Source organism: Streptomyces sp. NPDC127098 (assembly GCF_042722465.1).
GTDB lineage: Bacteria > Actinomycetota > Actinomycetes > Streptomycetales > Streptomycetaceae > Streptomyces > Streptomyces millisiae.
On record NZ_JBHXFJ010000003.1, the window covers coordinates 1 to 10,672 of the forward strand.

At 69.8% G+C, this 10,672-nt stretch carries 9 protein-coding genes and 3 pseudogenes; 2 read left to right on the forward strand and 10 right to left on the reverse strand.

Annotation, left to right across the window (positions count from 1 at the left end):
• Window positions 1-304 precede the first annotated feature (304 nt).
• A pseudogene (locus ACFWI8_RS02775) lies at window positions 305-967 on the reverse strand (sensor histidine kinase); the annotation flags it as partial.
• Window positions 968-1,594: 627 nt separating this feature from the next.
• Window positions 1,595-1,735: pseudogene (locus ACFWI8_RS02780) on the reverse strand (helix-turn-helix domain-containing protein); the annotation flags it as partial.
• Window positions 1,736-1,937: 202 nt separating this feature from the next.
• Between ACFWI8_RS02780 and ACFWI8_RS02785 the strand changes: the two are divergent.
• Window positions 1,938-2,072 carry a hypothetical protein gene (locus ACFWI8_RS02785; protein WP_387084805.1) on the forward strand — a complete coding sequence of 45 codons (135 nt, stop codon included), beginning with the start codon at window positions 1,938-1,940 and terminating at the stop codon, window positions 2,070-2,072.
• Between the two features lie 658 nt (window positions 2,073-2,730).
• Here the strand turns inward: ACFWI8_RS02785 and ACFWI8_RS02790 are convergent.
• From ACFWI8_RS02790 to lxmK, 8 genes and pseudogenes are all read right to left on the reverse strand, one after another.
• Window positions 2,731-3,564 carry a S1 RNA-binding domain-containing protein gene (locus ACFWI8_RS02790; protein ID WP_387084807.1) on the reverse strand — a complete coding sequence of 278 codons (834 nt, stop codon included), beginning with the start codon at window positions 3,562-3,564 and terminating at the stop codon, window positions 2,731-2,733.
• Window positions 3,565-3,615: 51 nt separating this feature from the next.
• Window positions 3,616-4,736 (reverse strand): annotated as a pseudogene (locus tag ACFWI8_RS02795) (IS630 family transposase).
• Window positions 4,737-4,993: 257 nt separating this feature from the next.
• Entirely contained in the window at window positions 4,994-5,149 is a 156-nt protein-coding gene (locus tag ACFWI8_RS02800) for an LxmA leader domain family RiPP (RefSeq protein ID WP_387084809.1), read from the reverse strand.
• Between the two features lie 51 nt (window positions 5,150-5,200).
• Entirely contained in the window at window positions 5,201-5,941 is a 741-nt protein-coding gene (locus ACFWI8_RS02805; RefSeq protein WP_387084811.1) for a class I SAM-dependent methyltransferase, read from the reverse strand.
• Window positions 5,942-5,950: 9 nt separating this feature from the next.
• The gene (locus ACFWI8_RS02810; protein ID WP_387084813.1) at window positions 5,951-6,913 is read right to left on the reverse strand and encodes a hypothetical protein; all 963 of its coding nucleotides are present in this window, start codon (window positions 6,911-6,913) and stop codon (window positions 5,951-5,953) included.
• Window positions 6,913-7,551, reverse strand: coding sequence for a flavoprotein (locus ACFWI8_RS02815; RefSeq protein WP_387084815.1), 639 nt, complete (start codon window positions 7,549-7,551; stop codon window positions 6,913-6,915). Before ACFWI8_RS02815 ends, ACFWI8_RS02810 begins: the two co-directional genes overlap by 1 nt.
• Window positions 7,551-8,537: a T3SS effector HopA1 family protein gene (locus tag ACFWI8_RS02820; RefSeq protein WP_387084817.1), complete on the reverse strand. Its 987-nt coding sequence runs from the start codon at window positions 8,535-8,537 to the stop codon at window positions 7,551-7,553. The genes ACFWI8_RS02815 and ACFWI8_RS02820 overlap by 1 nt, the downstream gene beginning before the upstream one ends.
• A complete protein-coding gene (gene lxmK, locus ACFWI8_RS02825) occupies window positions 8,534-9,658 on the reverse strand; it encodes a class V lanthionine synthetase subunit LxmK (protein WP_387084818.1) in 1,125 nt (374 codons plus the stop codon). Before lxmK ends, ACFWI8_RS02820 begins: the two co-directional genes overlap by 4 nt.
• A 220-nt stretch (window positions 9,659-9,878) precedes the next feature.
• Between lxmK and ACFWI8_RS02830 the strand changes: the two genes are divergently transcribed.
• The gene (locus ACFWI8_RS02830) at window positions 9,879-10,625 is read left to right on the forward strand and encodes a BTAD domain-containing putative transcriptional regulator (RefSeq protein WP_387084820.1); all 747 of its coding nucleotides are present in this window, start codon (window positions 9,879-9,881) and stop codon (window positions 10,623-10,625) included.
• Window positions 10,626-10,672: the final 47 nt, after the last annotated feature.

Genomic DNA, 10,672 nt, shown 5'->3' on the forward strand with positions numbered 1-10,672 from the left:
CCTGAGAACACCGTTGCCACAAGGGAGTTCACATCTCGCACATGACGTCAACGACACCAACCACCCACCGTCACCACCGACTACGGAACAGAGCCACTCGTTTGACAGACCCTCCGCTCGAGCCGGCCACCACATGCCCGGCACCGCTGGACGGCGGAGCGGGCTCTGTTTCTGGCCATGCTTCACCGTATGCCGGTAACGGATGAGGTGGGAGGTATCGGTCGCGTATTTGTCGAAGCGACGGACGGCCCGTGGAACGCCTCAGCGTGTTCGGCTGACTCAGTCAGATGGGCCTCGTGCGGGCTCGCGGGGATTGGGGGCGTTCTGGAATGACGTCGGTGGGCAACATGACGACGGCGGTAGTGCCGCCGGTGTCGGAGGGCCGCAGCTGGATTCGGATGCCGTGCCGCAGTCCGAGGCGGCCGACCACAACCAGGCCCATCCGGCGGGAGGCCTCGTTGTCGAAGGTGGGCGGGTTGGCCAGCCGGTCGTTGATCTCGGCCAGGTTCGCGGGCGTCAGGCCGATGCCGGTGTCGTGGATCTGCACCAACACCCGGCCGTCGGGCAGCGCGTGTCCTGTGACCTTGACCTTGGTCTGCGGCGAGGAGAACGAGGTGGCGTTCTCCAGCAGCTCGACGAGCAGGTGGACAAGGTCGTTGGAGACGCGGCCGGCGACGTGGGCCGTGGGGACAGCGATGAGGTCGATGCGCTCGTACTGCTCCACCTCAGAGGCCGCGGAGCGCAGCACGTCGACCAGCGGCACGGGGTGGGTCCACCGGCGGCCCGGCTCCTCGCCGGCGAGGACCAGCAGGTTCTCACCGTTACGGCGCATGCGGGTGGCCAGGTGGTCGAGCTTGAACAGCGAGGACAGCTGGTCCGGGTCGGCCTCGCGCGACTCGAGTTCCGAGATCAGCGACAGCTGACGCTGGATCAGGTCCTGGGTGCGCCGTGAGAGGTGAACGAACATGGTCCGAAGTGCCTCACGCTGGTCGGACTCCTCCGGCAGGGGCTCGGGCTGATGGATCACCGTCGGAGGCTGATCGCCACGCCGGCGGAGCCACCCTCGAAGTCGACCCAGCCGGGGAGCCTCTTCCGATTCCGCAGCGTCCCAACGCCGCTGGAGTTCATCCTCCAAGGCTTCTTCGGCCTTCCGAAGAGCGATCTCGGCCTGGAGGCGAGTGTGCTCGACGGCTCGGTACGTCTCAAGTGCCTCGGCGAGTTCCGCCTTGTGGTAGGCCACGAGCTCACTCAGCCTGTCCCGCTCCTGTAGGGCCAGCTCCAGCCCTTCCTGCGCTTCGGCCGCCGTCGCTTCGGATCGGTCCACGCGTGCCTCGAGCTGTCGCAGGCTGAGTTCCACGCGCTCTCGTTGGTCCCGCTCGGCCTGCAACTGCCTCCGGAGCTCCCACGCTGTGGCCTCCGCCGACTCGGCGCGCTCCTCCGCCTCGCGTAGCCCGTCACGGAGGACGTACACCTCATGTCTGGCTGGTTCATGAGTGGCACAGGCGGCGTAGTAGAGCTCACGCACCGAGTGCTCGACCTCCGGCTGCAGTGGTGCGCCGGCCTTGTGCTCGACCGCCGCGTAGAGACGTTGGAGGAACTCGACCTCGGGCAGCCGTTTGCCGTTGATGTACCGGGACAGGGTCGTCGCATCGACTCCCAGAGCGGTTTCCATCTGGCCGAGGGTCATGTTCAGGCTGGTGTGGAACTCGCGCAGCCTCGTCACCCACGCTCGCATCTCCGGTGACAGCTGAGGACTGAGCGGCGTGAGTGGCCGCCCCCGCCGTCGTTCATGCACCACCGGCAACAACTCCCCGCCCCTAGTGGTCGCTTGGAGAAATCTTGCCTCATCGCGGCAACAACCTTGTTTCCCCTGGCGCAGGAATGTGACGCCAGTGACCGTTGACACACAAGATCCAGCGCACAACGGAGATGAACCGGTGGAACACCTCGTGAACCTCGTCGACCTCGGATCGGCGTTTCTGCACCTCGGCGCGGCAGCTCTCACCGCGGGCGCCGCGTGGGGCGCACTGCGCAGCCGCCGAGCCAAGAGGGGAGAGGCCGACGACAGCTGATGCAGCGCCACGGAGCGTGAGCGCGCGGCGTCGGAGACCCCGGGAAGCTTGCAGCCACGGCCCGATGCCGAAGAGCAGTAGTGCCGAGCCGACCAGCATCATCGCGCCGGTCGGCTCGGCCTGACACGGCGAACCAACCGAAAGTTAGTTGCTGAGGCGAGTATGGGGAGAGGCAGTGGCGCCTGCGGCGCGGTGAGCGGGCCCCGGAACGGGCAAGTCGGAAATCGTCCCCCCAGGTGTTCCCCAGCAGTGCTGTGGCGACCGTTCGGGGCGGGAAAGGCGCAGGTCAGAGGAGGTTCGCCGGGGTGAGGCTGGGCCCACTGTAAATCTGTCGGCTCAGCCTACCCAGGTTCGAACCCTGGCGCCGCCACAGCGCAGAGGCAGCCCTCTGACCAGCGAAAACGCCGGGTCAGGGGGCTGTTTTACTGCCCCGGATCACTGCTCTCGAACGAGAATCGAAACGCGGCTTATGGTCCGCTCTGTCTCTGCCCTTTCCCGCCCCTAGTCAGATTCTGTCCCCAGGTGTCCCCCAGGGGGACGGCCTTCTGGCTAGTGCCGTGACCGCATAGGTCCACCGGGTTGGGGGCGAGGCCTCGCCTTCACCAAACAGGCTGAGGGGCTGGAGCACTCGTGCAGGGGCGGCAGCGACACGCAGGTGTCACCGGAGGTCGGGTGAGACCTCACGTCGGGAGAGTGCCAGCCTGCGTCGTTGTCGGTCGATTTCTGTGACGACGATCGTGACCTCGTCGCCGACCTGAAGGACGTCCTCCGAAGTCTCCACAGGCACCCGGGTGAGCTCTCGTAGGTGGATCAGTCCCTCAATGCCGTCGGCGACCTGAACGAAGACGCCGAACGGGACCACCTTGGTGACCTGTCCGTGCAGCGTCTGGCCCACCGCGGTCCCTTCGACGAACGCCGCGAAGGGGTCGGGCTGCATCGCTTTCAAGGACAGCCTTGCCTCTCCGTTCCAGTCGTCGAACTGGAGGAACTCACATGAGAGGTGCTGTCCGACCCGAACGACGTCCGAAACTGCGTCGATGTGGCGCCACGACAGTTCGGGGATCGTGATGAACCCGACGCCAGGGAAGACCGGGTGGTCAGGGCCGTCGTCCAGCGACACGAACACGCCAAACCGCTCGATCGCCGCAACTGTGCCGGAAAGGATCTCTCCGCGGTGACGTGTTTTCAGGAACGCCCAAAGTTCCGGATTCTCGGTGGCGGTCATCGCCAGCCGGACCCGGCCCTCGTCCAGGTCAACGGCCATCACCTCAGCGGTGATCCGCTGGCCGACCTCCACGGCCGCAGCCATATTCCAGCGCCAGGAGACGTCCGCCGGCCAGACGGTGCCCAGCGGGCGCGCGGAGAATCCGTCCAGGGTCACCGTCACCCCGTGAGACCGCGTGATCTCTGCGACCGTCCCGCTGCAGAGGTCGCCGACGTGGATCCCTGCCAAGAACTCCCGGGAAGTCTGATCGTCCGGCGCTGCCCCCATGCCGTCCAGCCTCTCATGGGGAGCCGTGCGCCGGGCCCGGAGGTGGCGTGGTCAGGCTGCCGTTTTGAGGGGACGTCCGCCCCAGCGGATGCCTTTCTCGCTGCGGATGCGGGCGCGTTCCTTTCGTTCGGCGGTCAGGACGTCGCGGTGGCGGGCGTTGGCGTTGCTCCAGCGCAGGTAGGTGTGCAGGGCCCGGGTCTGGACCGTGTGGTTGGGGTGGTTGGAGTTGGCGATGGTGAACTGCCTCAGCGGCCCGAAGTGGGCTTCGATCGGGTTGGCCCAGGAGGCGTAGGTCGGGGTGAAGCACAGGTCGACCTTGTGTTTCTTCGCCCAGCGCCGGAGGTCGGCGCCCTTGTGGGCGGACAGGTTGTCCAGGATGACGTAGATCGGTGCGCCATCGGGCCGGGCTGCGCGGATCGACTTCAGCGCGGCCAGGGTGTTCACCGCTCCCTTCTTGCGGCGGTTCACGCCCCACAACGTGTCGTCGCCGACCGAGTAGCAGCCGTGGAAGTACCGGACTCCGTGGGTGCGCTGGTAGGTGGCCGGCAACCGGTCGGGACGTCGCTGTTCGGCCCAGCCCGAGCCCGCGGTGGGCCGTATGCCGAGCGGGCCGAACTCGTCGAATGCGAAGACCCGGTCCGGGAAGCAGTCCAGGACCTGCTCGATGCGGTCGAGTGTGGCGTCACGCTCGGGATCTTGAGACTCCTTCCACGTCTTGGTGCGCTGGAAGGTGACACCCCGGCGGGCGAGCAGACCACGTAACGCCTCGCGGCCGATGCGGATGATCCGGCCGTGAGTTTTCCGCAGGTGGACGACGAGTTGCGCAGTGACCAGCGAGTGAAGGGCTGGCCCAGCTTGGTGGGGCGGGTGGTGGCCGTCTGTATGACGAAGTCCTCGTCGTCAGGCTTGAGCAGGCGGGGACGGCCTCCCGCCCACCGAGGGTCCAGGCAGGCCAGGCCGAGCTCATTGAACCGGTGGATGACATCACGGACGGTGTCCTCATCGGCCTGGACCAGTTGAGCGATCACCGGCACCCTGTTCCCGCCGGCCGAGGCCAGCAGCATCATCGCCCGCCGGTATCGCACCGTGCTGGTGCTGCCCCGGCGCACGATCTGCTGCAGCTTCCGCCCCTCCTGGTCGGTCAGTCTGCGCACACGGACAGGCTCAGCCACCACGCCTCCAGCGGTCGGATCGGACGTCACCGCACAGCCAACCGCCACGACGCCCAACCCGGCGAACCTGTGCGGTCACAGCACTAGAGCCATTTGGTGATGACGGCTGTCTGTTCCGAGTCGAAGCGGCACTCGTAGGGGCTTCGCGCCCACTTGATGCCTTGCCTTAGACGGTTCGCAACGACTCGATGAGCCCTGCGACCTGCTCATCGGCGGGCCGCCGCCCCGGCCGGTGGTGACGGGGCGGCGGTGACGGATCAGCAGCCGTTAAGCAGGGTGAGCACGGACGACGTGCACGTGCCCGTGAGGCTGATCGTCGGGGTGTAGGCCGGGGCCTCGTCCACGGTGGCGGTGAGCTCCACCGCCGAGGTGTAGGCGACGTACCCGGACATGAGATCTGCCATCTTCTCCATGTGTTTTCCTCTCCGGTGTGGGAGTACGGCTGCCTGTTCCCGGCAGCCGAGCTACTGGGGCCGCGCGACGTAGACGGAGACGTGGCCAGGGCTGGACGAGTTGTAGGGGGCCCCGGTCCAGCTTCCCAACCTGTCGGCCAGGCGTAGTCCGGCGAGTTCTGCCAGCACGTCGATCTCCAGGGGGAAGGCGTAGCGCAGCACGTGGCGGCGGGTCTGTGGCGGGCCGCCGTCCAGGATGGTGTGGACGCCGACCATGACCTGCTGGGCGCGGTCGATGACGAGGGTGTCCAGCATGATCGACGTGTCGCTGAGGTGGCGGACGGACACCTCGGGCCGGGACATGGCGTGGTAGGGCGCGGGGTCGAACGCCTGGATGACGAGTTTCCCGCCGGGGGCGAGTTGCTCCGCGGCACGGCGCAGGCAGGACACCTGCTGCTCCTTTGTCACAGCGGCGAAGAAGGTGTTCATCAGGAGCGTCACCACGTCGAACCGCTCGCCGGTGCCGGTCTCGGTGAAGTCGCCGAGGTGGCTGGTGACCCGTCGGTGAGGGTCGAGGTCGCGTAGCCGGGCGAGCATGGCCTCGGAGTCGTCGATGCCGTGGACGCGGTAGCCGCGTTCGGCCAGCGGCAGCGCGATCCGCCCGTTGCCCACGCCGAGTTCCAGCAGCGAGCCCCCCGCAGGCAGGAGTCGGGTGAGGTAGGCGACCGCTTGGTCGGTGTCGGCCTGAATCGGGTACATCTGGTCGTACACGCTGGCCAGCTTTTCGTCGTAGTGCGCGTGTGCCGGTGCCATCGGATCTCCTCACGGCGGTGGGGCGGGTAGGGCGGGCGTGCCGTCGGCGTCGATGAGCCCGGCGATGACGTCGAGGTAGTCGGGGAACTCCGCTGTCCACCCCGCGTAGGCGGCGTAGTCGTGGGCGTGGGTGAGGATCCGGAGCGTGGCGACCCGGCCCAGCGGCTCGGGTCCGAGGCGGTTGTCGCCGTAGCCGCGCAACAGGTGGCGGGCGCCCTCCTCGCACGCGGCGGCGGCCCGGTGCGAGCCGGTCCTGGCCAGGGGGAGGAGTCGAAGTTCGGCCAGTTCCCCCAGCAGCCAGCCGACGTCGTACTCGGGCGAGCCGCTGGCCAGTTCCTCGCCGATGAGCAGCGCCCCGGGCCTGCCTTCGGCACCGGCCACCAGGGAGCCGGTGGTGGCGCCGACCAAGAGGACCGCATCCGGTGCGGGGACATCGAGGTCCCGGCACCAGTCCTGGGCTCGGCCAAGCCGCTGTCGCCCCAGCCGGTCGATGGTCGCGGCGTGCAGTCGGGGGGCGGCGCCCGGGCCCTGTCCCGTGCGCAGCCAGGAGGCGAGTCGCGCCGCGCCGCACGGCGGGCGGGCGGGCAGGGCGGGCGGGAGGTCTTCGTGCAGTCGACGCAGCAGGGCCCCGGCGCCTGCGAGTACTTGCCAGAGGCGCGGCCACCGGTCCTCGGCGGGCGGGGCGAACAGCCCGGCCGCATCGAAGAGTTCGGCGGCGAGGGCGCGGTCCCTCGGGGCGCGGTAGTCGCGGCGGTCACCCGCCGGGCGGCCGAGCACCGGCCGCACCGGCATGGCCGGAAGGTCGTTCAGTGCGGTGGGCAGGGCCGGCGGGAGGGGCGTGAATGGCGTGGGGCGCAGTGGTCCTGGCCAGCGGGACCACCGGTACCAGCCGTTCGCCTCGCGCTCGATCCTGGTGAGCAGGAAGCCGGTTCCCATCCGGGTGGCGCCCCGGCCGTCGTCGTCTTCCTTCATCAGACGCTCCCCACCCGCAGCTTCTCCAGGGTCGCCATCAGGTCAGTCAGCGGAGCGGCGACCGAGGCGTCGAGCCGGCCGGTGGTTGAGCTCAGCCCGGGCGTGGGCGGCACCACCGCGATGTTGGGCCGCTCGGCCAACGCCGCCAGGTGCCCGTGGTAGGCCGGTGACGTGAGCCCGCCCGGTGGGAGGGATGGTGCCAACGCCACGGGGACGGTGGCGCACTGGAGGGCGAGCAGCACAGGAGTGTCGGCCAGGCCCTGGGCCAGCCGGGCCAGGAAGTGCATGCTGGCGGGGTGGACGGCGACGGCCTGGGCCCACTCGGTGAACTCGACGTGCGGGGCGCGGGTCACCTGGCCCTCGGGCCACACGTCGCGCAGGACCTCCCGGCCGGCGGCGGGGGCCAGGGCCCCCGGAGTGACGAACCGCTCAGCGCTGCGGGTGAGGACCACCCGCACGTCGAGGGCTGGGTAGTTCATCCGCAGCCAGTTGAGCCAGAAGGGGGTGTGGGCGACGCTCAGGGCGCCGGTGCCGACGTACAGCAACCGGCTGACGCCGCAGGGCGGTGGGCGGAGTGCCGCCACGGGTGGCTGGTCGCCGGGCGGGGCGGCGTGGGGTCCCGGGTCGGTGCCACGCATCAGGCCGTGCCCAGTTCCGGGATGTCGGGTGAGCCGATGTTGCGGGCGGGCCGTGCGGCGTCGACGCCGGCGTCGGTGAGGGCCTGGACGACGGCGCGCTCCCGGCTGAGCTCACCCCAGACCCCGGAGGTCCGCGCGGCCCTCGCCCCCGCGACGAGTCCCTCCGCCAGTGCCGTGGAGCGGTGTTCGCCGAAGCTCATGCCCGCCCGGCCGGGCCGCTGGTCATCCGGCTCCCAGGCGATGGCCACGCCGGGTGCCACCTGGTGGCTGAAGGGTGAGGTGTCGGTGCCGACGCCGGGCACGCCTGCGACGGCCGTCGCCACCGTCGGCACCGCGTCCCAGGACTCCGGCGGCAGGTAGACCACCAGGGCGTCGCGGCGGGGGAAGAGGTCGGGCGCCGAGCTGACCTTGGCGCGGTAGATGGCGTGGGCGTTCTCCAGTGCGGTGACCACCGCGCCCCAGACAGCCGGGGCGGCGTGGACCCGCTGGATGTTGACGTACACCCGCAACACCGGGCCGGCGACGCGCTGGCCGCGGGATCCGTCGGCGAGGAGGAAGCCGGGTGAGAGGCGGGGGCGGACGGACGGCAGGCGGGCCGTCACCAGCCCCCCGGCGGCGGGGTTCTGGGGGGCGAGGTGCTCCCGGGGGACGGCCACATTGACCCCGTCGAGGCGCAGCACCAGCGGATCGGAGTCCGGGGTGGCGGGCGGCTGGGCGAGCACCGTGGTGGTCAGGTGTGGGGTGGCGGCGACCAGCAGCTGCTCGGTCGGCAGGTCGCGCGGGGTTCTGGGTGCCGGGCCAGGGTACTGGGGACGCGCGCTGTGCACGTGCTCGTAGAGCAGCCTGGCCAGCGCGGTGGCCAGCTGGCCGGGGTCGGCCACCTCGACCGAGTGCCCCGCGACGGCGGCGCCGAGTCCGTCGTCCGCGATCTCGACCTGGTCGAGCAGCGGGGCCAGCCGGGGGGCGAGGGGAACGGCGACGGTCATGCTGCCTCCAGCGACTCGACCGGGCCGAGGCCCAGGGTCTCGGCGTAGGTCTCGGGACTGAGCAGGACGTTGCGTCCGATGCCCATGGTGGCGCGGGAGATGGCTGAGAGACGGGCGCTCTGCCCGGCCGTCGCCAAGGCGCGGTCGATGAGGTGCCAGCCGGCCACGGCGGCTGCCCGGGTGGTGAACTCCGGGTCGGTGTCAGGGCAGGCCGATCGGTAGCCGGCGAGGAAGGCCCGCACTCTGGGCCGGAGCCGGTTGAGCCGGCGTACGCCGCGCGCCACGATCTCCTCGTGGCTGGGCGCGCCGAAGCGGTCGTCGGCCTCGCGGTGCGCCTCGCGCCGGGTCAGCCAGGCGATGGCCTGGTGCAACCACTCCCCGGCGAAGCTCCCGACGTCCCGCGCAGGGTCCGCCAGGCGGAACTCCTCCCCGTCGGTGAGGAACAGACCGTCCCCGGTGTCGAGGAACTGGTCGAGTCGCAGGTCGCAGTGGGTCGGGCGAAGCGGCGCCGCTCGCTCGCGGTCCCGCAGCCCGGAGAGGGCTTCGGTCAGCTGCGGGTCCTGGTGGACGATGCGCCAGAGGTGGAGTTCAGCGCCAGTCAGGGAGACGAACAGGTCGAGCGGCAGGGCGGTGTTCAGCTCGGGGCTGGGGAACCGAAGCCGGGAACGGTCGAGTTCGGGGACCACGCCCTCGGTGGGGGACGAGTGCAGCAGCCCGACCAAGCGCCCGGCGCGGTGGGCGAGCGTGTCGCCGAAGACGTCGTCGGCGGCCAGTTCGGCGCCGGAACTCGCGCCATCCAACAGCGCGAAAACCTCGAGGCCTGTCGCCTCGTCGGCTCCGAGCAGCCGCGGGGCGCGCAGCTCGTGGGTACCGACACGTTCGACCAGGGCGTGGAAGGAGCGTGAGCGCCTCATGCGGGCCGCGACGTCGGCCGGTTCGCCGACCAGTCGCTTGACGAAGATCGCGAAGCCGGCCGAAGTGGTGCCGACCCAGTTGTCGTTGCGCCCTGGATGGGCGGACGTACCGTGGTCGGCCAGCCTTCCGAGGTCCAGCCGGCCCAGGAACTCGTTGAGTTGGGGAACCTGGTCGACCGGTAGTGGCGCGACTTTCTTCCTCTCCATTCTGGTTCACCTCCTCGTGTGTTGGTCGGACGGCGGAATATTCTGCCGTTTCAGAATCCTGGCCGAACTGTCGGCGGTTCGGCACCTACCAAAGGTGGTAGTCGGCCCCGCTGTTCGAAGGGGTCGACTCCCGCCGGACGGAGGGGTGTTCGGAGACATTCCGCCGGGTTACCGTGCCAAGGTTCCGAGGGTGCGCAGTGCGAACCGGGGGTGCTGAGTCATGCTGGAAATCCGCCTGCTGGGACCGGTGGAAGTCCGCCTGGACGGGAATCTCGTGAATATCGGCCATGCTAAACAGCGCCATGTTCTGGCGGCCCTTCTAATGGACGCCAACAATCCGGTGCCGTCCAGTCAACTGATCAGCCGGGTATGGGGCGAGAACCCACCGCGGCGTGCCGACAAGACGCTCTACAGCTACCTGTCCCGGCTGCGCACAACGTTGCCTGCCGGGCATCTCGGTGTGGTACGCCGCGATGGTGGGCACGTCGCTGAGGTGGATGCCGCCGCGATCGACGTCCACCGGTTCCGCGAACTCGTCACCCGTGCGCACGTCGGGGGCAGGGAGGACCCCGCGCAGCTGTTGTCGGAGGCGTTGCGCCTGTGGCGCGGGGAGGCCTTCGCGGAGCCCGACACACCATGGTTCGGCCGGTTGAGGGAACTCGTCACGATCGAGCGGCAGTCCGCCGAGATGGGCCTCAACGAGGTCCTGTTGCGGCAGGGGCGCGAGGCGGAGCTGCTGCCGCGGCTCGTGACGCAGGACTCGTCCCGGCCGTTCGACGAACGTTTGGGCGCTCAACTCATGCTCGCGCTTTACCGGTTAGGCCGGACCAAAGAGGCGCTCGAGCACTACCAGAACCTCAGCCGGCGCCTCGGTGACGAGCTGGGGCTCACGCCCGGTGCGACGCTGCGGCGCCTGCACCAGGAGATCCTCATGGGCGGTCCGGTGGCGGACTCACTCGCCTGCTGACCCCGGGTGGCCCGCCCACCTCGCCGACCCCGCCGGGCGGTGGGGTC

Excerpts from the sequence above, each read along its gene's own strand:
- ACFWI8_RS02790 (WP_387084807.1), bottom strand. The coding sequence starts at position 3,564 with ATGGGGGCAGCGCCGGACGATCAGACTTCCCGGGAGTTCTTGGCAGGG.
- ACFWI8_RS02800 (WP_387084809.1), bottom strand. The coding sequence starts at position 5,149 with ATGGAGAAGATGGCAGATCTCATGTCCGGGTACGTCGCCTACACCTCG.
- ACFWI8_RS02805 (WP_387084811.1), bottom strand. The coding sequence starts at position 5,941 with ATGGCACCGGCACACGCGCACTACGACGAAAAGCTGGCCAGCGTGTAC.
- ACFWI8_RS02810 (WP_387084813.1), bottom strand. The coding sequence starts at position 6,913 with ATGAAGGAAGACGACGACGGCCGGGGCGCCACCCGGATGGGAACCGGC.
- ACFWI8_RS02815 (WP_387084815.1), bottom strand. The coding sequence starts at position 7,551 with ATGCGTGGCACCGACCCGGGACCCCACGCCGCCCCGCCCGGCGACCAG.
- ACFWI8_RS02820 (WP_387084817.1), bottom strand. The coding sequence starts at position 8,537 with ATGACCGTCGCCGTTCCCCTCGCCCCCCGGCTGGCCCCGCTGCTCGAC.
- lxmK (WP_387084818.1), bottom strand. The coding sequence starts at position 9,658 with ATGGAGAGGAAGAAAGTCGCGCCACTACCGGTCGACCAGGTTCCCCAA.
- ACFWI8_RS02830 (WP_387084820.1), top strand. The coding sequence starts at position 9,879 with ATGCTGGAAATCCGCCTGCTGGGACCGGTGGAAGTCCGCCTGGACGGG.